The 24,833-nt window shown below is 40.4% G+C and carries 16 protein-coding genes and 1 tRNA gene; 9 read left to right on the top strand and 8 right to left on the bottom strand.

All coding sequences use genetic code 11. The features are described 5' to 3' along the window. Positions 1-520: 520 nt before the first annotated feature. Entirely contained in the window at positions 521-991 is a 471-nt protein-coding gene (locus tag QXW63_04505) for a hypothetical protein (protein MEM3461154.1), read from the top strand. Positions 992-1,497: 506 nt separating this feature from the next. On the opposite strand, the gene QXW63_04510 is transcribed toward QXW63_04505, so the two are convergent. Both QXW63_04510 and QXW63_04515 read right to left on the bottom strand, forming a co-directional pair. Further along, positions 1,498-3,771, bottom strand: a complete 2,274-nt coding sequence (locus QXW63_04510; GenBank protein ID MEM3461155.1) for a NosD domain-containing protein — start codon at positions 3,769-3,771, stop codon at positions 1,498-1,500. A gap of 197 nt (positions 3,772-3,968) precedes the next feature. Continuing rightward, positions 3,969-4,607: an integrase gene (locus QXW63_04515; GenBank protein ID MEM3461156.1), complete on the bottom strand. Its 639-nt coding sequence runs from the start codon at positions 4,605-4,607 to the stop codon at positions 3,969-3,971. Positions 4,608-4,964: 357 nt separating this feature from the next. Here QXW63_04515 and QXW63_04520 point away from each other — a divergent pair. The 5 genes from QXW63_04520 to acs all read left to right on the top strand — a co-directional run bounded on the left by QXW63_04520 (position 4,965) and on the right by acs (position 13,155). Then, positions 4,965-5,053 (top strand) — tRNA-Ser (locus QXW63_04520). A gap of 183 nt (positions 5,054-5,236) precedes the next feature. Further along, positions 5,237-7,285: a sodium-translocating pyrophosphatase gene (locus tag QXW63_04525; protein MEM3461157.1), complete on the top strand. Its 2,049-nt coding sequence runs from the start codon at positions 5,237-5,239 to the stop codon at positions 7,283-7,285. 113 nt (positions 7,286-7,398) lie between these two features. Beyond that, positions 7,399-10,209, top strand: a complete 2,811-nt coding sequence (locus QXW63_04530) for a cation-translocating P-type ATPase (GenBank protein MEM3461158.1) — start codon at positions 7,399-7,401, stop codon at positions 10,207-10,209. Positions 10,210-10,286: 77 nt separating this feature from the next. Next, positions 10,287-10,949, top strand: coding sequence for an acetate uptake transporter (locus QXW63_04535; protein MEM3461159.1), 663 nt, complete (start codon positions 10,287-10,289; stop codon positions 10,947-10,949). A gap of 166 nt (positions 10,950-11,115) precedes the next feature. Further along, positions 11,116-13,155, top strand: a complete 2,040-nt coding sequence (gene acs / locus QXW63_04540; protein MEM3461160.1) for an acetate--CoA ligase — start codon at positions 11,116-11,118, stop codon at positions 13,153-13,155. An 87-nt stretch (positions 13,156-13,242) separates the two neighbouring features. Here the strand turns inward: acs and QXW63_04545 are convergent, their stop codons facing one another. Both QXW63_04545 and asnS read right to left on the bottom strand, forming a co-directional pair. Then, positions 13,243-15,909, bottom strand: coding sequence for a bifunctional acetate--CoA ligase family protein/GNAT family N-acetyltransferase (locus QXW63_04545; GenBank protein ID MEM3461161.1), 2,667 nt, complete (start codon positions 15,907-15,909; stop codon positions 13,243-13,245). 134 nt (positions 15,910-16,043) lie between these two features. After that, the gene (gene asnS, locus QXW63_04550) at positions 16,044-17,336 is read right to left on the bottom strand and encodes an asparagine--tRNA ligase (protein ID MEM3461162.1); all 1,293 of its coding nucleotides are present in this window, start codon (positions 17,334-17,336) and stop codon (positions 16,044-16,046) included. 252 nt (positions 17,337-17,588) lie between these two features. On the opposite strand from asnS, the gene QXW63_04555 reads away from it, so the two are divergent. Then, positions 17,589-18,956: a cation diffusion facilitator family transporter gene (locus QXW63_04555; GenBank protein MEM3461163.1), complete on the top strand. Its 1,368-nt coding sequence runs from the start codon at positions 17,589-17,591 to the stop codon at positions 18,954-18,956. Between the two features lie 4 nt (positions 18,957-18,960). On the opposite strand, the gene QXW63_04560 is transcribed toward QXW63_04555, so the two are convergent. The 3 genes from QXW63_04560 to QXW63_04570 form a co-directional block, all read right to left on the bottom strand. Further along, positions 18,961-20,817, bottom strand: a complete 1,857-nt coding sequence (locus tag QXW63_04560; GenBank protein MEM3461164.1) for a beta-propeller domain-containing protein — start codon at positions 20,815-20,817, stop codon at positions 18,961-18,963. Positions 20,818-20,891: 74 nt separating this feature from the next. After that, positions 20,892-21,338 (bottom strand): hypothetical protein, encoded by a 447-nt coding sequence (locus QXW63_04565; protein MEM3461165.1) that lies wholly within the window; start codon positions 21,336-21,338, stop codon positions 20,892-20,894. Between the two features lie 117 nt (positions 21,339-21,455). Then, positions 21,456-22,310, bottom strand: coding sequence for a geranylgeranylglycerol-phosphate geranylgeranyltransferase (locus QXW63_04570; GenBank protein MEM3461166.1), 855 nt, complete (start codon positions 22,308-22,310; stop codon positions 21,456-21,458). Between the two features lie 117 nt (positions 22,311-22,427). Here QXW63_04570 and QXW63_04575 point away from each other — a divergent pair, with 117 nt between their 5' ends. Both QXW63_04575 and QXW63_04580 read left to right on the top strand, forming a co-directional pair. Continuing rightward, positions 22,428-23,699 (top strand): NDP-sugar synthase, encoded by a 1,272-nt coding sequence (locus QXW63_04575; GenBank protein ID MEM3461167.1) that lies wholly within the window; start codon positions 22,428-22,430, stop codon positions 23,697-23,699. 2 nt (positions 23,700-23,701) lie between these two features. Beyond that, positions 23,702-24,175, top strand: a complete 474-nt coding sequence (locus QXW63_04580) for a thioredoxin family protein (GenBank protein MEM3461168.1) — start codon at positions 23,702-23,704, stop codon at positions 24,173-24,175. Positions 24,176-24,261: 86 nt separating this feature from the next. Here QXW63_04580 and endA read toward each other — a convergent pair whose 3' ends face one another. Further along, complete coding sequence (gene endA / locus QXW63_04585) at positions 24,262-24,819, bottom strand: tRNA-intron lyase (GenBank protein ID MEM3461169.1); 558 nt, start codon at positions 24,817-24,819, stop codon at positions 24,262-24,264. Between the last annotated feature and the right edge of the window lie 14 nt (positions 24,820-24,833).

The following is a 24,833-nucleotide window of genomic DNA, read 5'->3' on the forward strand; positions in this document are numbered from 1 at the left end:
TATCTTTATGATTCCCTATTTAAAAGTGATTAAAAAAAGGAATGGGCAGTCTTGCAATCAAACGACACCATGCCTTGGATTTCCCGAACTGCCTCCCAAGGGCTTTGTTCGCTGAACAGAGAATGAACATAAGGTTCCTTACTTGATTAAGCTATATTCTACTTGATATCATGTGACTTACATGCAAGACAAGGCTATTTTTAGTATGGATGGGTAGTCTTGTTGGGCATTAAAAAAGAAAAAGTTTATAAGGGAAAGTCCCTTCTTTTCTTTCCCAGGAAGGAAAAAAAGCCACAGTCTGAACTCGAAATGACGAATCATGCATAAGCAATAGTTATTTATTTACTTAAAGCTCAAATCTTATTGGTATTTACTAGAAAAGAAAGAAGTGAACTTATCCTATTTATGATAAGTGATAATAGTCTATCTTAAACTGATAAACTCTTTGAGTTTTCATGTAAACTATTTGTAATTCATCTTCATCACTTATTATTACACCTTTTTGGCAGTGTGTTTTAAAATGAGTAGAGAGTCTGATAGAAGATATCCTATTGATAAATCTCGTTATTATCAGTCTGTTGGAAAACTTCTTCCACATAGAATTGGGCAAATACTTCAAGAATTAGGATTTGGGTCATGGATTGCTCAGGGTCAATCAAATGATGTTGATCTCAAAGTTTTCGATGATGAAGGTAATTTGATAATAGTAGCAGAGATTCTCAATTGGTCTTCACGCTCAGAACTATCAGAAAACAGAAAGAACCGGATAATTAAGAATCTCTTACATTATAATTGTAAGAGACTTTTGATTTATACGACCTTAGAAAATGAACAAGTCCTCGATACCTTCGCCACTTATGGAATTTCTCTTCTTAAGATAGGTTTTCAGCTGCTACCGAAGTATTTCTATGATTTCTGTGCTAACAAGAACCAAATAGAATATAGGAAGACTGATTCAAGAGAAACCATAGACAACTTAGATCGAAGATAATTCAGTATTTACAGTCTTCTAGAATAGAAATTGTGCCTTCTGAAACAAGTGAATTGGCAGTCACAAGTCTATGACAAAATTTTAGGAGGTGATATTATGGTTACATTAGAGAAAACATATGTTAACGTCTACAAACTACATTTCATAGATGAGTCTGAGCATGATCAGTATCAGATTGTATTGTCCAAGAACATCAACACAGTTCGTTACTATGTAAAGAAACTGATGTATAATAGAGGATGGTTTCTAACTGATTTCTATGAATTAACTATCTATGATGACCATCTCTGGCTTACAAGATACATAATAAGATACAACGTTGTGAATGGAAAGATTAGAAGAAGAACTTAATGTATTGCAGACACTAATAGACACTTTAACCAAATACTGTAAGAATAACTTTTTATCAAAAAACAAAGCAAATCTAGCATGTAAGTATCACGTTACAAGATTATATCAAGCAGATTTTGTTGATCAGAGCTTGAAAACAAGAGATAAAAAAAGGTTTATGGGTAGTGTTGTCCAAAGTGTTCTACGGCTATGATTATGTCGTCCATGCTTATTTTTCCATCACTGTTTATATCACAGTTTGGATCGTAGTTTGGCTGTCCAATTTTTGAACCGAAAGCGTCACATAACAGGATTATGTCGTCCATTTTCACTTTAAGGTCACGATCAACATCGCCTGGAATGTATGGGACTGCAAATGCGAAGGTTGAAAGGTGAGTGGTTTCTCCACATATAATATTATTTTCTATGTCTACAGCAGTTGTTATGTTAGTCCATTCCTGTAGAGATTCATCCCAGTGCAGCAAGCACAAGTTCGCTTCTTCTTCAGCAGTCATGTTAGAATCATCATAAGCGATTCTAAGTCTAATAGTTCCAGAATAGTTAGCTGTAGTTTTAATATCATAATAGTTTTCTGCTAACTTGAAGCCGCTTGGTGGTTCAGGACCAACATCTATTATGTTAGCAGTTGTTAAACCAGCTACTGTCACATTATCATAAATCAAACAAACTTCAGAGGAAGGAAAAGCTGTTACGTTCTGGCCTTCCATTGTTAATCCTCCAAATGGACCCATTAAAGGATAGTTATCCACGTTATTTGCATCGATGATGTATGGAGTATCTCCTATACCATCACTACCAGTCTCATTCTGATAAGGACCACTATAAAAATCAACACCTGCATAGTCGCTCCAATAGTTTCCACCAGAAGGATAACCATCATCCCAAACATGACCGCCATGTGCTTGAAAAATTATTTGTTTCTCATTGTTTATAAAATTGTTATGAAAAAATGTATTAATACCTCCCAAACAGTATACGCCACACCAACGGTTATTCAATATATTATTCCCATAAATAATATTAAATGATGACTGAAGGTAGATGCCAGCGAAGTTATTAGATAACACATTACCTGAAATAGTTTGACTTTGGGCATCACTGGCCCACACGGAAATGCCATTTCCCCTATTTCCTACTATATTGTTCTTAGAAATATTGTTGTAACACGAACCATAAAAAATTATGATACCATTGCGGCTATTTATTAGTTCATTTCCATAAATGTTGGTGTAGCTTGTATTGAGCAGTTCGATTCCCGCAGATGTATAGGAAAGGTTAAGGTTTTCTATCCTAATATTAGTACAGCTAACTAAGACTACTTGACCAGCATTCTCAACAACAACATTAGAGTTGCCTTCCAAGTATACGAGAGGCTTTCCATTAACTGCATTATTGACAACAACGTTATGATATGAATTAATAATCCGTAGTCCATCGCCAACAAAAACATTTTGACTTATATTATTATAATTCGAGTCACCAATCAAGCATAATCCAGAAACTTCGTTACTTGTTAAGTTGTTTGCTGTGATGGTATTATTTGAAGACTGTAAGAGGTAAACACCATAGAAGCTGCAATTATATATGCGATTTCCTGTTATAGTAGTATTCCTTGTATTGACTAATTCTATGCCAATGTTAGTGAATGACAAAGTCATATTCTCTATACGTATTGCGTCACAGTTAACGAGTATAACCTGCCCAGAGTCTTCTATTGTTGCGTTTGAAAAGTTCTCAAGATATGTCAATGGCTTGCCATTCACAGTATTATTTACAACTATATTGTTATAAGAATACCCATTTAGGAGACCGGAATTAACAAATATGTTTTCAGAAATAACATCATAATTTGTATGCCGAAGATCGATTCCTGCATTTTTGCAATTTTCAAAGTAATTTTTAGTTATATTAGCATTTGAGCTGTCAGGATGAAAAAAAATCCCGTATAAGCTATTTGTTATGTTATTTTCAGAGAACACATCAAAACTACCGCTTACCTCTAAACCCAATTCATTACTAGTTATACAGTTCTTAACAAAAAAGTTTCCTTCTCCCTGAGCAAATATACCTCCATAAAAATTTTCGATGTTCATATTTTTAATAGTCACGTTATTACATTGTTGAATTTGGATCCCAGTATACGAATTATAGATGATTGGCTCAATATGATGGTCTATGCCATCAAGAATAATGTTGGACCTTTCAATAACAATTCCGTCTCCAGGGCATACAATGTTATCTGTTAACGTGTATGTTATATTATCATAGGTTATTATTGGCGCATCGGGTGGGTCTATGCTTCCATCAGCCCTTATGTAGATTGTTCCACCAGTCCATTCGCCTTTAATAGGTTTAATTTCAACAGCAAATGTTAACATGCCAATAAACAACAAGGCTACCATTATTCCAGAAACTATCCACTTCAACATTTCACCCTCTCCTAACCCTAAAATAGTTTAATTTGAAAAATAACATTTACGGAGAAATCTTCTATAGTTATCTGTCCTGTAGTCTCTGTAAAATAAGTAAGATTAGCATGTAAGTTACATATTTCAAGACTATTGCATAGACATCTAGCTATTTAGGACTAGAAAAATGGAAGATTTAAGAATTAGAAAAAGAAGGGTTAGTTGCTTATTGTTTGTTCGAGTTCTGTTAATGCTTTGAATGTTCGGTCTCTGAGCTCTGTTAGTTTTGGGCTCCAGTAGTGTTTAATGAATATTGATGTTAGTATTCTGCCTTGTAATAGGTTAATTTCTGCTTCTAAGATTCCATGCTGCAACATGTAGGTCCCAAAATAATCTCTCAGCTCGTTTATTCTCATTCTGACATTCTTACGTTCTAGCTTTTTACGAATAGCATTATAGCTTACTGGTTGACAATTACATATTTGTTTGATTAGTTCCTCTGGAATGAATGAAATAAAGCAATTCTTGGTTCTACGGATAAAGTCTTTGGGATACTTGAAGTGTAGCAAGCAGTTTAGGTTTTTGTCATAGTATCCGTTCAATAATTTTTTGTTGTTTAGTTCTATTATTCTATTGAAGCTTGTGACAGCCTCTTGTTTTCGTAATCCCGAGTATAGACAAAATTTTAGGAATGTGTTTTCTCTATCACTAAGGATAGGTCGAACTTCACTTACCCATTCCAGAACTTCATTACCATTACTGTTAGTGTTTAGAATTCTAAGGAATGAAGTAAAACTATCTTGTCTAAGTATTTTAACTCCATGATCAAGTAATCTTTGTTTAAATTGCTGATGCATTCCCAGAAACTTGGATAAGACAATTAAAGCCTTAACAACTGTTGATTTAGTCGAATCTTTCAGAAAGTCTATTTGCTTAAGATTACCATAAAGTAAATGATGATATTTCCTAGCATAACAGTATGTAGTGGCAGTATATTGTTTAGAATACTTAGCTTTTAACCAATCTCTAAAGTAGTTCCAATCTATATAAATATTAACGTCAAGCGGATGTCCTAACCGAGCTAGACTACCGGCCCGTTTCGGTATTCTCTATTTGATTAGGGTTCTTTTAAAATAGGTTTTCGGTTAATAAGAAGGCTACTCAGCAAGTAAACATTTTAAGATGTAAAAAGGATTAAATGAGCGTATAATAATGCCGGGATGGCGGAGTGGATAACGCGCAGGCCTTGAGAGCCTGTGGACCCTTTGGGTCCGCATGGGTTCGAATCCCATTCCCGGCGCCAAATGTTTCATCTGAGATTTTGATGTTTTTAGGATGATTTTTATTTTTAGTCGTTTAGAAACAAGAAAGTTTCAGGCGTTCTTTGAAGCTTTCACTCAAGCATAAGTCAATTTTACGCTAAGTTTATTAACAAGACATATTAATTTCAGACGGTTTAAAATTAAAAGAACCAGAAGGGATATGCATGGAATGGTTCCTTATAACTCCATTAGCTGGATTGGCTTCTGTTGCTCTTGCGGCTTATCTTTACCGTTATGTTAGCAACCAAGAAAGTGGCACAGAAAAGATGGAGGCAATAGCTAGCGCAATAAAAGAAGGAGCAAAGGCATACTTAAGAAGACAAAACTTGACTCTCACAATATTTGTTTTGGCCATGGCGACAGTGCTTGGAATACTTTTCGGCATAACCCAAAGCACATTTCATGGAGCAAGCATTGCAATAGCGTACTTGTTTGGCTCCTTATGCACAGCAATAGCCTCTTACGCTGGAATGATGGCAGCAGTCAAAGCAAACGTGAAAACAGCAAACGCCGCAAAATCCGGCTTGAAAAAAGCTTTTCCAGTGGCATTTTTCGGAGGCGCAGTAATGGGTCTAGCGACAGTAGGTTTAGCTCTCCTCGGAATAAGCCTACTATTTTACATTTACCATGTAGTTCTAGGCTGGACTGAAGGAGAAGCCGCAAACATCGTATTAGGCTTCAGTTTCGGAGCCAGCGCGCTGGCACTTTTTGCAAAAGCAGGAGGCGGCATCTACACAAAAACAGCAGACATAAGCGCCGACCTTGTGGGAAAAGTGGAATTAGGGATTCCCGAAGATGACCCAAGAAATCCAGCTGTAATTGCAGACAACGTTGGCGACAACGTCGGTGACGTCGCGGGCATGGGTGCAGATTTGATCGACTCCTATATTGCAAGCGTTATCGCAGCAGTAATTATTGGCGCTGAAATTGGAGGCGGAATCTTTGCAACACTTCCACTTTTGATAGCAGCCGTAGGAGTTTTCGCGTCGATAGTTGGAGCCCTTTTTGTGAAAGTTACTGTGGCTAACAATCCAGGAGCTGCATTGAACAGAGGAACTTTCTCAACATGCTTATTCTTTGCAATCTTCCTTCTGATTATTACGTATTTTTCAGGGTTAAGCGGAAATATGTGGCTTGGCGTTTTTCTTCCAACATTAGCTGGATTAATAGCAGGAATGATAATTGGAATCACAACGGATTACTTCACTTCAATCGACAGAGCACCAACACAGAAAGTCGCTTCTGCTTCCACCAGCGGAGCAGCAATAAACATACTGACGGGATTTTCTTACGGAATAATGAGCATCGTCCCGCCGGTGATCGGCATCTGCGCCGCAACTTTAGCTTCATGGTATCTCGCAAGCGCTTTTGGAGTCGAACCCTTCTACGGAATCGCTGTCTCAGCTCTTGGAATGCTTTCAATTGTCGGAATGATAATATCCGCTGACGCTTACGGACCAATTTCTGACAACGCAAAAGGCATAGCTGAACAATCAGGGTTAGGCGAAGAAGTTATAGAAGTTGCTGACAAGCTTGACGCTGCAGGCAATACGTCAAAAGCAATAACGAAGGGTTTCGCAATAGGAGCTGCAGCCTTAACGGTTCTCGCGCTTTTCCATGGTTACCTAACACTTGTAGATATTCCAACATTAGATTTAATGAAACCAGAAGTGGTTGTAGGCATTTTCACTGGAGCAATGATGCCGCCTTTGCTTTCGGCAATGCTAATCTTAGCCGTTGGAAAAAATGCTGGAAGAATGGTTGAAGAAATTCGACGCCAATTTAAGGAAATTCCAGGACTTATGGAAGGAAAAGCAAAACCAGACTATGCCAAATGCGTTGACATCGCCACTAAAGGCGCCTTGAAAGAGCTCATACTGCCTTGCGCTTTAGCAATAATAGCCCCGATAGTAGTTGTGTTAATTTTGGGAAAAGAAGCACTTGCGGGATTCTTGGCTGGAAGCATCATTACAGGAATAATATTCGCTTTGCTCATGGCAAATTCTGGCGGAGCATGGGACAACGCCAAAAAATACATTGAAGCTGGAGCTTTCGGTGGGAAAGGCTCAGAAGCCCACAAAGCGGCAGTCACAGGCGACACGGTTGGCGACCCCTTTAAAGATACAGCTGGGCCTTCATTAAATACAATGATTACAGTGATGTCCCTGGTCGCATCAGTTTTCGCTCCCTTAATCTTACTATTGATACATTAGAAAGAAAGGTGTTAAGCGACGCACAATTTTTTTATAGTGATGCCCGCGTCTATTCATAGTCACAACCAAACCGAGAGGTGTAAATCACGTCAAAACCGCTACATGCCACAGAAATCGATGAAGCTATGCGTCTTCTAAATGTGAACCGTGAAGGCTTAACTTCTCAAGAAGCGCAGGAAAGACTGAAAAAATATGGATACAACGAACTGAAGGAGAAGAAAAGAAAAACTGCGCTTCAAATGTTTTTGAGTGAGTTTAAAGACATATTCATATTACTTCTTATAGCTGCGGCAATTTTCTCTGCGATAGTCGGCTATTACGAGTTGCAACGACCTTTAATGCCCGGCGAATTACCTAAGGAACCTCTTGAAGAGTATGCCGACTCAATTGTTATAGCCATAATAGTAGTCTTGGTTGCTGTAGCTGGCTTTGTTCAAGAATATCGAGCAGAAAAAGCGTTAGAAGCATTGAAAAAACTTGCAGCACCTAAAGCTCGCGTACTACGTCAAGATAAAGAGATGATTATTCCAGCACGCGAGGTTGTTCCCGGAGACATTTTGGTTTTGGAAGCAGGAGACTTGGTGCCAGCTGACGCTAGGTTAATAGAAAGCATTGAAATGAAAGCCGACGAGGCAATTTTAACTGGAGAATCAACACCCGTAAATAAAGATGCAACAGCCGTGTTAACGCCTGACACACCAGTTGGCGAAAGACGTAACATGGTTTTCACAGCCACACACATCATTTATGGAAGAGGCAAAGCGGTGGTTACAGCCACTGGAATGCAAACTGAATTTGGAAAGATTGCAGAGCTTGTTCAAGAAGCTGAGGAAGAAGAAACTCCGCTGCAAAGAAAACTTGACAATTTTGCGAAAAAAATCGCAAAAGTAGTCGTCGCTGTTTGTGCGTTAATTTTTGCTTTAGAAGCTTTTGAGGTAGCCTCTATCGCGTGGCATGGCAGCGGACCAGTACAACTTGAAGGCTTTATTGGAGCGTTTATGTCGTCAATTTCGCTCGCAGTTTCTGCAGTGCCGGAAGGATTACCGGCTATAGTGACTATAAGCCTCGCTCTTGGCGCAAGAGAATTTGCTAAGCGCAACGCTATAATTAGGAAACTCTCCGCGGCAGAAGGTTTAGGCGCAGTTACAGTCATCTGCTCAGACAAAACTGGAACCCTAACCAAGGGAGAGATGACTGTTCGAAGATTGTATGTGCACGACAGATTTGTTGAAGTTTCGGGTGTTGGTTACGAGCCGAAAGGCGAATTTCAACAAGAAAACAAACCCGTTGACCCCACAAATGATGTGGAAATTTCAACGCTTCTAAAGATAGGCGCGTTATGCAATAACGCGCAACTTTCGCAGAATGATAACGGATTATGGACGATTGTAGGTGACCCAACAGAAGGCTCCCTAATTGTCACTTCCACAAAAGCGGGCTTCACCCAAAAAACATTGACAGAACAGTATCCACGCATAAGCGAGATTCCCTTCACTTCAGAAAGAAAACGCATGACAACCGTCCACTTAACGCCGGAAAAAGAGAAAGTTGCATTTATGAAAGGTGCTCCCGAAATAGTTCTTGAAAAATGCAGTTACATTCTTGAAGACAGTGAAGAAAAGAAATTAACCGCAGCTAAGCGGAAGAAAATTTTAGAAGTAAATGAGGAAATGGCAAGCTCAGCATTACGTGTCTTAGCCATGGCATACAAGCGACTACCCGCTGAGCTTAATGAGTTTAACGAGAAGACAATTGAAGAAGGCTTGGTTTTCGTTGGTTTAGAAGGAATGATTGACCCACCGCGCGAAGAAGCAATCGAAGCCAACAAGAAATGCGAAAGAGCCGGAATAAAGACTGTAATGATAACTGGTGACCACAAACTCACGGCTGTAGCGGTAGCGAAAGAAATCGGAATGATGAAAGAAGATAGTATAGTTCTCACTGGTGCAGAGTTAGATGCTATGAGCGACCAAGATTTCGAAAAAATCGTAGAAAACGTTGCCGTGTACGCGAGAGTTTCGCCAGAGCATAAGTTGAAAATTGTGAAAGCCTTGAAGGCTAAAGGACACATTGTAGCGATGACTGGCGACGGCGTCAACGACGCACCAGCAGTTAAAGCTGCAGACATAGGCGTTTCAATGGGCATATCGGGCACTGATGTTACCCGTGAAGCCTCAGACCTTGTGCTTACAGACGACAACTTCGCAACTATAGTGAAAGCTGTTGAGCAGGGAAGGGTAATCTATGATAACATTCGCAAATACGCGCGATTCTTAATCGCCTGCAACTTTGACGAATTACTTGTCATCGGGTCATTCGCTATTTTAGGAGGCATATTCAGCCCTGAACAGTTTCCGTTGCCTCTGCTTCCGGCAATGATTTTGTGGATAAACCTTGTCACCGACGGCGCACCAGCAGTAGCGCTAGCCACAGACCCACCAGATGTGGATGTTATGGACCGAAAGCCTCGCAAGCCAGAAGAAGGAATATTGCATGGAATGGGTCGCTTTGTTATAGCGTCGTTCATACTGCAAGCTACTGGAACAATTCTAGTTTTTTGTCTCGAATATTACGTGTGGCCAGCTCACGGATTTGGAACAGAAGAAACTCTGCGAGAAGCGAGAACAACGGCTTTCGTGCAAGCTGCGATGTTCGAGTTGTTTGTTGTTTGGAACTGCCGCTCTGAAACTCGAAGTGTGTGGAGGATGGGGAAAGATGCGTTCAAGAACAAGTTCTTTGTGATAGCCGAAATTGTCTCAATAGCTGCTACTATAGGCATAACTTACATTCCGATAACAGCGAAAATGTTTGGGTTATCACCACTAAGCCCAACAGATCTAGCCTACGTAATAGGAGTAGCCAGTTGGGGACTCTTCATCCTTCCAGAATTCTTAATGAACAAAAAAATCTGGAAATGGAAATAATCGTTTAGAAAAGCTTATATGAAAAGGCGTTTCAAAAAACGTTCCACAATCAACATACATAAAAAGACGTGAACAACATGAACGAAAAATCAGCAAACCCAGCACCACTCGGACTATTAGGCTTCGGAATGACAACCGTTCTCCTAAACTTCGTCCACAATGCCCGCTTAGGCCCAATCGACAGCATGATTCTTGGAATGGGCATATTCTACGGCGGTTTAGCGCAGATTATTGCGGGTATATTAGAATATAAAAAGGGCAACACGTTTGGAACAACAGCATTCACATCCTACGGACTCTTTTGGCTATCTTTCGTAACTCTAAACTGGCTAGGAACGACAAGCGTAGCCACCAGAGGAATCTGGCCATTCACATCCTACGCTCCATACTTGTCAGGTTACAATACACCTTGGTTCGTTAGCCAAGAAGCGTTTATGGCTTATTTCCTAATGTGGGGAATATTCACGTTCGTGATGTTCTTTGGCACTCTGAAAACCAACCGTGCCCTACAATTTGTCTTCATGAGCCTTGCAATACTCTTCTTTCTACTCGCAGCGAAATCAGCAGTCCTCGCTTACACAACAATATCGCCCACAGACCCACAAATAGAACTGTTCACCCGTATAATCGGAGCTGAAGGTATCATTTGCGGCTTCAGTGCAGTTTATCTAGCATTGGCAGAAGTATTAAACGAAGCACATGGAAAAACAGTATTACCAATTTGTCCAGTAACTCAATAATCGCCTCCCACCATTTTTTACCAAAAAATAAAAGCTAGTGCAAAATTAAATCTGAAAGTCAAACAACAATAATTCCCTCTTAAAAGAACCTAAATGCATATATACGATAACAAATTTTCCTAAAAAGAAAACCAAGTAACCAAAACCATAAAAGGTGTGAAATAAAATGTCCAAAGAATCAATAGAAGTTTACAAAGAATTCGAAGCTGACATAATCCCACCCAGTTGGAAAGACAGAGTCTGGAACAAAAAGGACTTCAAAGAATGGTACGAAAACACAGTAAAAGACAAAAAGGCAAAGGAAGAATGGTGGGAAAAATGGGCAAACGAGATTTTCTGGTTCAAAAAGTGGAACAAAGTATTAGACGATAGCAACCCGCCATTCTATAGGTGGTTTGTCGGCGGCGAAACTAATCTGGCGTACTTAGCCACAGACTGGCAACTAGCACAGGGCAGAAAAAACAAGTTAGCTCTGATATGGGAAGGAGAGCCATGGGACGACGCATTGCAGCAGTCAAAGGAAGTTAGAAAATTCACATATTATGATATTCACAGAATATCAAACGTTATTAGCTACGCTTTGAAGGAGAAATTAAAGGTCAAAAAGGGAGAAATTCTCACATTCTATCTTCCGATGATTCCAGAACTCCCATTCTACATGCTCGCCGCACAAAGATTAGGAGCAAAACACAGCATAGTTTACAGTGGATTCAGCGCAGACGCACTAGCCACTAGAGCAATAGACGGTGGCGCCAGAATCATAGTTACGGCAGACGGGTTCTATAGAAGAGGACGAATAATAAGCTTGAAACCCATCGTCGACGAAGCCGTAAAAATATGCGCACAAAACGGATGCAAAATCGAAAAAGTCATCGTAGTCAAAAGAACAGGACAAGACATTCCATGGAATAATGACGTTGACGTTTGGCATCACGAATTCATCAAAGATGTGCCACAGAATGTAAACATTCCAGTCGAAAAATGCGGCTCAGAAGATTTCTCCTATATACTCTACACATCAGGCACGACCGCCGCTCCAAAAGGAGCGCAACATTCTATAGGTGGCTATGCAGTCGCTCTGTACACTACGATGAAGCTCATATTCGATGTGCGCGAAGATGACATTTACTGGTGCACAGCGGACATCGGATGGGTTACCGGCCATTCATACATTGTTTATGGACCACTCATGGCGGGTTTGACATCAGTAATGTATGAAGGAGCCCCAGACTGTCCGGGACCAGACAGATGGTGGAACATAATCCAGCGATATGGCGTAACAATCTTCTACACTACGCCAACAGCGATCAGAATGCTAATGAAATTCCCAGAAGAGCTTGTCAGAAAATACGATTTATCAACAGTAAGAATCTGCCATTCCGTTGGTGAACCAATCAACCCAGAAGCATTCAAATGGTATTACAAAAACATCGGCAGAGAAGACATAGTCGCATCAAGCACATGGTGGATGACAGAAACAGGACAAATGCTCACAGGACACTTCCCTGGGTTAGGAAAAATATTCCCACTCAAACCGGGAACAAACGGCTATCCCATACCAGGAGTTACAATGGAAGTTCTCGACGACGACGGAAATCCATGCAAACCCGGAGTGAGAGGATATTTAGCCATAACTTCACCATGGCCAGGAATGCTCATGACACTTTACAAAAACCCACAGAGATACATAGACGTTTATTGGTCAAGATTCAAGGGTAAAATGTACTTCTACACTGGAGACTTCGCTATCAAAGACCAAGATGGATACATATGGGTGCTGGGAAGAGCTGACGACGTTCTCAAAGTTGCAGGTCACAGAATCGGAACAGCAGAAATCGAATCGGCAATGATTAAACATCCAGCCGTAGCAGAATCGGCATGTGTCGGCAAAGAAGATCCAGTAAAAGGGCAAACACCATTTATTTTCACAGTGCTCAAACAAGGATATTCTCCAAGCCAAGAACTTGCAAACGAGCTAAAAATGCATTTAAGAAGCACTATTGGTCCACTCGTAGCATCAGACACCACAATAGCCTTTGTCGACTCCGTTCCCAAAACAAGAAGCGGCAAGATCATGAGACGTTTATTAAAAGCGATAATTGCAGGAGCAACTCTCGGAGACGTCAGCACATTAGAAGATGGAGTAGCAGTGGAAGAAGCAAAGAAAGCCTATGAATCGGTAAAAGCAGCTCTCGAACGCAAATGAAAGAAAAACTGCCTAACAACTAAACATCAAACTTCGAGTTTCAAAATTTTTCTTAATTCTACTTCTCAAAATCCACAATAGTAAGTGCTAAGATATTTCTAATGTCGCAATGGAAAGTTCACTGTCAAACGGCTGTATCCTAAACCCCTTTTTGGTGCACATGTTAATCATTTTAGAGTTGTCTGAGATTACGTAACCAAATATCGTTTTTAACTTCATATCTCTGCCAATTTCAATAATACAATCAAGCAGTTTGGAACCAAGCCCAAGTCCTTGCCATTGGTCACCTACCACAACGGCAAACTCTCCACGTTTTCCACCAGGCTCCAAAGTGAGCAAAGCAACGCCAATTATGCTTCTTTTGTCTTTCTGCATCTCCGCAACAATGGCAATCTCACGGTCATAATCTATATTACAATAACGCGTTAAGGTTTTATGAGGAACCTCTTTGAAAACTTGGAAAAATCGAAGACGCATCGTTTCTTCAGACAGAGAGCAATAAAGTTCGTTTAAGAGAGCCTCGTCTTCAGGCTTTATTGGACGAAGAACCACGGAGGTTCCATCTTTTAACGTCCACTGAGTAACGTATTTCTTAGGGTAGGGAGCTATCACGAGATGTTCGTGAGGCTGAATTTCATGCAGCATTTTTTCAGTTTCTATAACTATTCTGGCATCAACAGCTACAGCACTATTCTCATCGACAAGTAAAGGATTCACATCAATCTCCTTTATCTCCGGAAAATCCATAACAAGCTGTGAAAACTTCACTAAAATCTCCTCGAGAAGTTTAAAATTGGGACGAAAACCGCTTGACTCAGAAAACTGGTAAATTTTAGTTTTCTCTATAAGTCGTCTTGCAAGAACTTGGTTTAATGGCGGAAGCCCTATGCTTATATCTTGCAATAGCTCTGTCGCCACACCACCCATTCCAAAAACTATTACGGAGCCAAACTGAGGATCTTTCTTAGAGCCAATAAGCAGTTCGTATCCTCTTTTTCGAACCATGGGCTGGATTACGACGCCTTGAAATTCGGCTTCAGGGCTATAGCTTTTTACTTTTTGCGCTAATTCGTCAAAAAACATTTTGACTTCTGCTGGTGACCAAACATTGAGTATAACGCTTTCAGCTTTGGATTTGTGGGTTATTTGTGGCGAAAGGGCTTTCATGACAACTGGGTATCCTAACGCAGAAGCCACAGCTTCAGCTTCTTCCGGAGTCTTTGCAGTCATAGTTTTTATTGTGGGAATCTGATACGCCTCGAGAAACTGAAGAGACTCTGGTTGAGTCAAAACCTTTCGTCCTTCGCTAAAAGCTCTTCGCAAAATCTCTTTGAGAAAGGCGGGAACAGTTAACTCGATGGAAAGCTCTTCTGGAGTTTGATAGAGAAGCTCCAAGTTTTGAGTATAGCTATACATGTACATGAACGTAGAAACAGCCTGCTCTGGCGTACTAAACGCTGGAATATTGTTCTTTTGCAGCAGCTGCCTAGCCCTTCGACAGTCACCTTCACCTGTAAACGACGTAAGAACCGGCTTTGTGGTTTGTTTTGAAAGCTCAATTATCATTCTTGCTGTTGCAAGAGGGTTAGCCGCCCCTTGAGGAGTATACACAATCAAGAAGCCATCACTATTAGGATCTTTAAAACATATTTCCATAACCTTCCTAAACCTGTCCACGGTGGCTTCTTCCAAAATGTCAATGGGATTTGCCACACGACAATATAAAGGCAAAACATTCCGCAAAGCCTGAACAGTTTCACTGCTTAACTTTGAAAGACGCCCACCACGCGCAATGAGACAATCAGTTGCAATTATGCTCGGTCCACCAGCATTAGTGATTATTGTAAGATTTGGTCCTTTTGGATTTGATTGCATCGCCAAAGCTTCTGCACAGCTAAAGAGATCATTTATCGCTTCAACACGAACAATTCCAGCGCGTCTAAAAGCAGCATCGTAAATTGCATCTTCTCCGCAGAGGGCGCCGATATGAGAAACTGTTGCCTCTGCACTCTCGGGAAAACGCCCCGCCTTCACCACTACGATAGGTTTGGCTCTAGCGAATCCTCTAGAAGCACTCATAAATTTCCGCGCGTCTGTGACACACTCAATGTAGAGTATGATGCTTCGTGTTTGAACATCATTTCCGAAATAATCAATCAAGTCTCCAAGATCTACGTCAATCATTGAGCCTGTAGAGACTACGGCACTGAAACCAATATTTGCTTCAGCAGCCCAATCTAGCACTGAAGCACATAACGCTGCACTTTGAGAAATGAACGCTATTCTTCCAGGCATGGCTGTTTTATTTGCAAACGTAGCGTTTAGTTTGATTTTTGGTCGCATTATTCCAAGGCTGTTTGGCCCGATGATTCGCATGCTGTATTTATTTTTGAGTTCAAGAATTTGGTTCTCGAGTGCTTCTCCTTCTTTTCCTGTTTCTCTAAAACCAGCCGAAATAATGATTGCTCCCGCTACGCCAGCTTTTCCACATTCTTCTACGATTTGCGGAACCGTATGCGCCGGAGTTGCAATTACTGCAAGGTCTATTTGCCACGGAATTTTAGTGACGCTTGGGTAGGCAGTGATGCCTTGAACCGTGGGTCTGAAAGGGTTAACAGGATAAACTACTCCAGTGTAGCCTACACCAACCAAATTTTGTATAAGCCTGGCGCCAACTGAGCCCTCCTCGTCGCTTGCGCCTATTACTGCAATTCTTTTAGGATTGAAGATTTTGTCAAGATTTTCAGTGCCCATCCTCTCGCCCTCCATTCTTTGCAGAATGCGCCCTTCACATGTTAGTATATACGATACATATTCTTTAAAGTATTCCTAAATGACCTATACCAGAAGAAACTAGACCGCTTATTTCAACATCACATTTTACAGCTTTAGGGATAAATTCTAGTGATTGTCCTAGGGAAAGGAATTGCTTCCCGTATGTGCTTTAGTTTACATATCCACATAACAGTTCTTTCAAGTCCCAATCCAAACCCGGAGTGAGGCACTGAGCCGTACCTTCTTAAATCTAAATACCATTCGTAAGCCTTCTTAGGCAAGCCGAACTCTTCTATTCTTTGTTCAAGCAGTTTTAAATCGTGAATTCTTTCGCTTCCTCCAATTATTTCGCCGTAGCCTTCAGGAGCCATCAAATCAGCGCAAAGCGCAACTTCAGGATTTTTCGGGTCAGGTTGCATGTAGAAGGCTTTGACTTTTGCTGGGTATCTGTGAACGAAGACAGGTTTTTCAAATTTTAATGAAATGAATCTTTCATGAGGTGCTCCCAAATCTTCTCCCCATTGTATTGGGCATTTGGCTTTCTGCAGCATCTCTATTGCTTCCGTGTAGCTGATTCTTTCGAAAGGAGGCTCAACTTTTTCCAGAGGCTTTAAGTCTCTCTTTAAGGCTTCCAGTTCTCGCTTTCTTTTTTCCAAGACTGTTTTCACTATATATGTGACTAATTCTTCTTGAAGCTTCAAATTATCCTCAAAAGTGTAGAATGCCATTTCAGGCTCAAGCATCCAGAACTCTGTTAAATGCCGTGGAGTTTTTGATTTTTCAGCTCGAAAGGTTGGTCCGAAACAGTAAACTTTGCCAAACGCGGCGATTGTAGCTTCAACATAAAGCTGTCCGCTTTGTGTTAGGAATGCTTTGTCGCCGAAATATGGAACTTCAAAAAGAGTTGCAACGCCCTCTACGGCGGCTGGGGTGAGAATTGGAGAATCCGTTAAGGTGAAACCTCTTTCATCCAAGAAATCTCTGCATGCTTTCACGATTTCAGCTCTCACTTTCAATATAGCAACTTGCCTTGGGCTTCGAACCCATAATTGTCGAAAGCCAAGTAAGAAATCGATGCCGTGTTCCTTCTTGCCTAATGGATATTCTGGTTCTGCTAAATGGATAATTTGTAAATCCTTAATTCTTATTTCGTAGCCGCCTGGTGCTCTTTTGTCCTCCTTAACTACGCCTTTAATTATGATGGATGATTCTTGTGTTAGTTTGTCAGCGTCGCTGAAAACTTTCTTAGAGACTTCGTCTTTGTGAACTGTGGCTTGTATTGTTCCAGTTCCGTCTCGCACCATCAAAAACTGGACTCCGCCGCCGGAACGTTTTGTAACTAGCCAGCCCTTTATCTCAACTTCTTTTTCGGTTAGTTTTCCGTCTAATATATCGCTAACGCTCATGTGCAAGCACCTTCTTCAAAACTTACGGAGTAGATGCTTATAAATCCAAAAGAAGATTCAGCTTTTTCAGGTGAAGTTAAAACGTTCACCGTGCAAATTTAGCACCTTACAACCCTAATTGCATCTTTAATTTTAAACGTTTCGTTTTCAATAATAACTTTCTTGTTAAAAGTAAGGTGAATAATAAATTGCCGCCACACAATTCTTAAATCTCTAACATTTGGCAATACTACGTGAAGAAGAATGCATATTATGGAAAAACACAATCAAAAACTGTTAATTCTGAAAATTTCGACAGTCGCAATAATGAGCGTAGTCTTTGTAGAAGTTATCTTGGGCTTTATTGTTGGAAGTTTAGCAATTCTAAGTGATGGCGCTCATGCGTTGTTAGATGCCATATCCATGTTTGTGCTCGTAATTGCGACAAGAGCTTCGCTTAAACCGCCAGACGAGGAGCACATGTATGGGCATGAAAAAATTGAGCCTATTGGCGGATTAATTGGCGGAATAATTCTCTCTGTTACAGCAGTTTTCTTGATGTTTGAGGCTGTTTTAAAACTTCTGGAAAGCAAGCCATATTTGATTTCAGAGTGGGAGTTTGCTGGTTTTATAGCCATCGCCTACACTTTCTGCATAGACATATTAAGAGTTACAATGTTGCATAAGACAGAACATGAAAGTGTAACGGTTAAAGCGGGACTCTACCATGCTCTAGCAGATTTAGGGTCAACACTCATCGCGTTTCTCGGATTTGGACTGGCAACGATAGGAATTTTCCTCGGCGACGCGCTAGCTTCCATGGTTCTTAGCGCTATAATAGGATACTTAAGCGTCAGATTAATCTGGAGCAGTGGAATGGAGTTAAGCGATGCAATATCAGGGGACGTTGCAACAAAAGTTAGGAAAGAAATACTCAGCATAAAAGGAGTCTGCAAATGCGAGAACTTGAGAGTCAGAAGGGTAGGCGAGAAAACCTTTGTGGAAGCTACGGTGCAAGTGCCAGATTACATGAGTCTAGAAGAAGCGCACGCACTAGCCTCAAAGATAGAAACAGATATCAAAGGCTCTCTGGGAAATGCAGATGTCACAATTCACATTGAACCATTAGAAGCAGAAGGACGAACTGAAAAGCTTGTGGAGAAATTGGCAACCGAAGTTGAAGGTGTAAAGGAAGCTCATGAAATAAATGTAACATGCACTAGAGGAAGACTGTACATAACATTGCATGCGCAAGTAGACCCAACGATGTCCATCGAAAAATCCCATGAAATAGCGGATAAAATTGAACAAAAAGTTAGTAAAGGAATACGGGATGTTAAAAACATAACTGTTCACATAGAACCATTTGACGCTGAATTGCGGAAAGGCTCTGCAGTAGACGAGAATGAAATAAAAGAAATTGTTTATCATGCTATGGATAAGTATAAGCAAACTTTTGAAATTAAAAAAATAGTGACTTACGTGGCTGAAAAAAGACGTTACATAAACATAGACTGCAGTTTCAGCGGCAAACCGTCAATAAAAGATGCGCATGAACTCGCTTCTTATATTGAAGAAAAATTGAAGGAAAAATTTGCGGAAACAATAGTCACCGTTCACATAGAACCAGAGAAAAAATAAGAAACTATGGAAGTTCAATTTCGTTTATCAAATGTAAGTCGTCCAAGCTGTTCATTTTAATTTTTTTGTCAGACACGGTGTAAAGTGTTTCCTCGATGTAAAATATTCGCTTCACCCAGTAACTAGGAGCCCATACATCCATCCCTACAGATAAGTGAGTAATATTTCCTCTAAGCATAAAACCTTCAAGAGACACGCTAAACACGTAAGCACCTTGCCACACTGGTTCTCCTAATGCCCAAGGAGGTACACCGCCGGGATATTCGCTTTCATCTATTTCTGCAACTAAAACGGGTATAGCTAGAAGATTTTTTGACTTATCAAAAAGAAACGCTTTATGATCGCTCAGAACCGGTGAATCTGATCCCCTATCACCAATCGTGTAGTTTGCTATTTGTTTTGGATTGTTGACGTCGGTGACGTCAAAGAGGGATATTTTTACTCCTTGATACCATGCAAAGTCTCCTTCGTCTGCTTCGACTGTATGTTTGCCTATACCGATTAGATGTGTTTCATCATAAGGATGCAGATAATCTGAGTACCCAGGAATGTGCAGTTCTCCTAGAACTGAGGGGTTGGTTGGTTGGCTTAAGTCTATCACGAACAAGGGGTCAGTTTTTTTGAAAGTTACAAAATAAGCTCTATTGCCCATGAATCTGGCGGAATGGAAGTTTTCACCAAGTGCAAGCCCTTCCAGTTTTCCAACTACGCTTAGATTCATGTCTAGCACGTAGAGGTTTGTTTGCGTTGTCCAGTTCTGTGTCCACGACGTTGTTTCGATTCTGAAATAGTCGCTGTATTCATCCATTGAAAATTGGTTGCGTTCATGCCCTGGCACTGTTCCTCTGGCTTCGCATGTCATATTACTACCTTGTACACGTATTCGGTAGATAGTGGTGTTGCCATTCCAGTCCCAGCCTCGATATGTCACATATATGTTATTGAGTGAGACATACATGTTGCATGTGCCACCAAGCATTAGTGTCAAATAAACTGGTGATTCCGTTATGTTTTGCATGTTCATAGCAAAGAATGTTGTATACTGATAATATTCATCAGTTCCATTGAAGTATCGGATTTCAGTAGGAGCAATCCGTATGATTTTACCGTCAGAGCTAATTTCTGGAAGGAAAAGCGTTTCATTAATCAAATAAGCTGCTTCACTGACGACGAAGTAGACATAGTCGCCAATCATTCTGGAGTTGAAGTAGCTACCTGAAATGACAAGGTCGCGCAAGAGTATTGGATTGTCAGGATTTTCGACATCGTATACTTTCACGAAGGTCTTGATATCAACAACGTAATATTTATCGTAAACTAGTGGAAAGTGATATTCTGACCCTAAAACCGCTAACTTGTCGCCGTTGACAAAAAGTCCAACAGGATATAGATTCTCAAAGGTTATTTTTGAAACTATTTTAGCCTGCGTGGGAGGATAAGCTCTCAGGATATAAACCGCATTACCAGACAAAGTGTACATATAACCCCTATCGTCAACTTTTACAACGTCTGCTTCATCTACTCCAGCAACTTGAATGTTTGTGGTTGAATGCGAAGGAGCAGCACTTTTCACTATTCCGCTTTCAGATAGTATGCCAAGCGAGTTAGTGAACCTGGCATCTGCAGATCCATAAATCCAGAAAGGCGCTTGATTCCTAGAATTTATTCTTAAGAAGTTCTTCAGCTCTTCCTCGGATTGAAATGATGAGAGCAGAGGAGACTGTGGTGCCGAGATTGGTGGAGCGCCGGGAGTATACTTAAACGGGATAATGATGTTAAGAATTACTGCTGTTAATATAGAGGCGAGCAGAATAGCAGCGAGTCCATAGATGAGTGCTTGTTTCTTAATTTTGCTTTCCACTGATTAATCACCTACTACTCGTTAGAGTTTCAGCGATATTTCATGCTATACTTTGGAACGCGATGTTCCAAAAGTTAGTACGGTCGTAAAGACCATACTCGAAATGCTTCGTACCAGAAAATAACCGAGACAATGGCTCCGAAAGTTATTATAAACAAGTTCTCTCTTGTAATCCCTTGAACGAGAAATAAAAGAAAAAGAGCGTAAAAAACGGTGGAAAACACGGCATAAAAGAAGTAACGCGGGAACAATAATCTTCCCAGCTTGACAAAGTGTCTAAGCACGCCAATTTTGACTTCGTTGACTAAGAAATAGTGACCGCCGACATTCTGCTTCTCAACCAGTCCCAATTCTCGGAGCTGTTCAAGATGATGCTGCGCCACACTAGGACTGCTAAAATGCAAGGCTTTCTGAACTTCTCGGACACTCAGGGGATGACCGCTTTTCAAAAGAAGCCAGTATACTTTCCAAGCCTTTCCCCTAAGCGCGTATTCAAACTTTGCCTCTTCAGCCTCATTCAACAAGCAACACGCTTCTCAAAATATAGTTCTAGAATATGACACTTATAAGTCCAATTTTTAGAACAATACTAAGGATGGCAACATAATACATGATTGATTTCTTCACCAAACATCAACTCACAATACAAGAACACCGACAAGGAAAGCTACTAATCCAAAAACAAACCATAACAGAACAATGTTCTTGATTTTTCTGGCGTTTTCTCTCGAATAATCCCTTAGAAGCAGAATTGAAGAAGCAACAAGCCCAAAATCAGTTACTGCAACAAATGGAATAAACCATAAAGAAACGATGTTTAAAAGCCACGGAACAGGACTAAGTAAAACCGCAGAAAGATAAAATACCGAAGCCGCAACAGCCGCGGCTCTTTCACCAAAACGCACAGCCAAAGTTTTCACGTTTCGCGCTTTGTCTCCCTCAATATCCACGATTCCCTTGGTTATTTCTCTGCCCGTGTTAGAAAGAAAAACCATAGAGACGAAAATTAAGACGTTTGTTTTGACTTCATTAGCGATTGCTACGCTGCCATAGATAAAGGGTATTGCCACACATGTGCTCACAAGAAGATTCCCGGGTAATCCGCTACGTTTTCCAATTGTGATATAAATAACGAAAACTATCCAAGCAATTAAGGCGGTAAATAGACAGAGAATATTTGTTAAATATGCAGACACAAAACCTGTGGCAGTAAGGATAAATGCGAAGACTAGGGCATTTTTTGGCTTGATTACCCCGCTTGGAATCGGGCGATTCGGTTCATTTATGGCGTCTATTTCCCGGTCGTAATAATCATTTATCGCCATGGAAGCGCCAGTAAGAAAGAAACCAGTGAAAAAGCCATAAGCTAAATTCTGCCAAAAAACGCCTAACTCACTTGAGCTTGCAAGCGCCGCGCCGACTATTACCGCGAAACCCATCATTAAACAATTAACTGGACGCATCAAACGCAGATAACCAACGAATTTCTGCATTTTCTCAAGCCTTGCACTAAACCATAAGCCTTCATTAAAGTTATAAAACTCACGATAAGATTCGAAAGTTTAATACGTTGAACGTAAAATAAACATTTTCGAAGTTGGTGACAACTTTTGCGTGACAACTACGCACCAGAAAGACTAAGAGTGATAATTCCAGTAGGCGGCAAAGCCAAACGCTTATTACCGCTTACAGCGGAAACCAGCAAGGCCTGCATCCGTCTCTTGAATAGACCGTTAATAGAATTTTCGCTTCTATCTCTTGCACGTCAAGGCATCCGAAACTTCATTTTCGGAGTGAAAGGTTACACGAATTATAGAGATTTACATGACTATTTTGAGTCAGGCTATGGATTTTCCACAAGGTATGGCATCAGTCCACGTGTTCACATAAAATATCAACCCAACGTTGATGACTTAGGAAGTGCAGATTCAGCGAGAATAAACATGGAATATTACAACGTTAGAGACCCTGTTTTCGCGGTGCAAGGTGACAACATCTTTGATGTGAATGTGAAAGAGCTTGTAGAATTTCACAGAAAAAAAGGCGCAACTATGACGATAGCATTGCGGGAGGTTGCTGATGTTGAAGGCTACGGAATAGCTGACATAAACAAAGACATGAAAATCTCAAGATTCGTTGAAAAGCCAACACCTAAAGAAGCCCCATCAAACCTTGCCAACACGGGTTTATACATGGTCTCTCCAGAAATAAAGAAAATCTTCAAAGAAAAAGGAGTAAAACAAATAATCAAAGAAAAAAATCGCCTAGATTTTGGTTTTGACTTTATTCCATACCTCATAAAAACTGGAAGACCAGTGTACGGGTACACTTTGAAGGGAAGCTGGTATGATGTCGGCAGTCCAAAACGCTATTTGGAAGCAATGCAAGACATGCTCAATGGACGCTTCTCGTCCTTAAAGGATTTTGGAGGAAGAATAGGCGAAGAAACAAGAGTGTGGGTTCAAGGAGAAAGCTCTGAATCGCAGAAGAGAAGACAAGAAATTATAAGGAAGATTAAACAGGGAAGGATAGAAATTGAGGGTGCCGTTCTGATTGGGCGGCACTGTGAAATAAGCGATGGTGTGCGACTGGTGAATTCATGCATTGACAATTATACGAAGATAGGAAAGAATGCTGTAATAGAGAATTCGGCAATTCTAGACAGGGTCATAATCGAAGAGAAAGCGGAGATAAAGGACAGCATTGTAGGAAGACACGTGACTGTTTTATCAAGTCCGAGGAAACAGACAACGATAGAGGGAGTATCAGTTGTTGCGGATGATGTCACAATAGCAGAAGGATGCAAACTAACAGCAACAAAAGTCTACCCTCACCAATATGTAAGAGGAGAATTCAACAATCAAACATTAATGCCAGGTTAAAAATGGACATCGAATTAGCTGAAATCAGAAAGAGAACAGTTTCAGTAAACGAATATTTAAATAGTTTAAAAGAACCATTCCGCGAAAAATTCTTCGCCAGAAAACAAACTTACAAGTTAAATCAAGAAGCGATAACCCAACTTAAAAAATTTGCAGACAAATTTGTGGTGATTGCTTTTTCAGCAGAATGGTGCAAAGACTGCGCCGCCAACATCCCAGTTCTAGCATTAATATCAGAGGCAACAGGATTGGAAGTCAGAGTCTTCGGTGGATTAATGAAAGACCCGTTAAGTCATATTAGAAAATGGAGAATCCCGCCATCGCCGCCTGAGGTAGAAACATTCAGAGTGGATAAGATTCCACTCATAATATTATTCTCTAAGGAAGGGAAAGAAGTCGGAAAAATAATTGAAAACCCGCAGAAACCAACCCTTGAAGAAGAATTACTGACAGTTATTTCAGAAAAACACCCATAAACAGGTTCATTCCATCCTATCAAAGTATCATACTTAAAATCTGTTTTAATAAAGAGAAGAGGAAATGACCACTTTTCTATGCTTATTTAGGCTTTGAACCACTTAAAAATTAGATATCGTATTTTTCCCTTCTCTACGTTCGGCACTGCAATAATGAATCTTTTTCTGACGGTTGTCGCTAGTCTTCCAGCTTTAACAATGTCAGTGGCGGTAATTTCAGACTTGGCACTTTTAACAGACACCATATACGGCGCGTGTTCAACACCAGGACCATATTTGTAAACAGCAAAGTCACATCCGAACTTTATCCCTGGTGTGACGATTAATCCGTCATCTCGCAAATCTCGATAAACAGCGTATTTCTCGTCAAAATCTTCATACAATTGCCTAGCTCTTTGACGTAACTTAACTAGACTAACTTTCTTCTTGTCAATGCCCTCATAGATGGTTATAATTCCCTTCGTTGCAAGATACAAGCCTTCCATCAAATCTAAAACAAGCGGAACATTGAATTCCGGAATTTTTGGTTTAGAAATTCCTAAAGGTTTTCCGTAGAAACCCATTTTGTAAAGTTCTGAGCCCTTAGTTGAATCCCACACCACTAAGAAGTTTTCGATGAACTCCACTTCTATTTTTTTAGGCATTTCGTTTTTCGCGC

The organism is Candidatus Bathyarchaeia archaeon (genome assembly GCA_038873195.1).
Lineage (GTDB): Archaea > Thermoproteota > Bathyarchaeia > Bathyarchaeales > Bathycorpusculaceae > DSLH01.

Coding starts and splice junctions, on each gene's coding strand:
- QXW63_04505 (MEM3461154.1), top strand. CDS start 521: ATGAGTAGAGAGTCTGATAGAAGATATCCTATTGATAAATCTCGTTAT.
- QXW63_04510 (MEM3461155.1), bottom strand. CDS start 3,771: ATGTTGAAGTGGATAGTTTCTGGAATAATGGTAGCCTTGTTGTTTATT.
- QXW63_04515 (MEM3461156.1), bottom strand. CDS start 4,607: ATGCATCAGCAATTTAAACAAAGATTACTTGATCATGGAGTTAAAATA.
- QXW63_04525 (MEM3461157.1), top strand. CDS start 5,237: ATGGAATGGTTCCTTATAACTCCATTAGCTGGATTGGCTTCTGTTGCT.
- QXW63_04535 (MEM3461159.1), top strand. CDS start 10,287: ATGAACGAAAAATCAGCAAACCCAGCACCACTCGGACTATTAGGCTTC.
- acs (MEM3461160.1), top strand. CDS start 11,116: ATGTCCAAAGAATCAATAGAAGTTTACAAAGAATTCGAAGCTGACATA.
- QXW63_04545 (MEM3461161.1), bottom strand. CDS start 15,909: ATGGGCACTGAAAATCTTGACAAAATCTTCAATCCTAAAAGAATTGCA.
- asnS (MEM3461162.1), bottom strand. CDS start 17,336: ATGAGCGTTAGCGATATATTAGACGGAAAACTAACCGAAAAAGAAGTT.
- QXW63_04555 (MEM3461163.1), top strand. CDS start 17,589: ATGGAAAAACACAATCAAAAACTGTTAATTCTGAAAATTTCGACAGTC.
- QXW63_04570 (MEM3461166.1), bottom strand. CDS start 22,310: ATGCAGAAATTCGTTGGTTATCTGCGTTTGATGCGTCCAGTTAATTGT.
- QXW63_04580 (MEM3461168.1), top strand. CDS start 23,702: ATGGACATCGAATTAGCTGAAATCAGAAAGAGAACAGTTTCAGTAAAC.
- endA (MEM3461169.1), bottom strand. CDS start 24,819: ATGCCTAAAAAAATAGAAGTGGAGTTCATCGAAAACTTCTTAGTGGTG.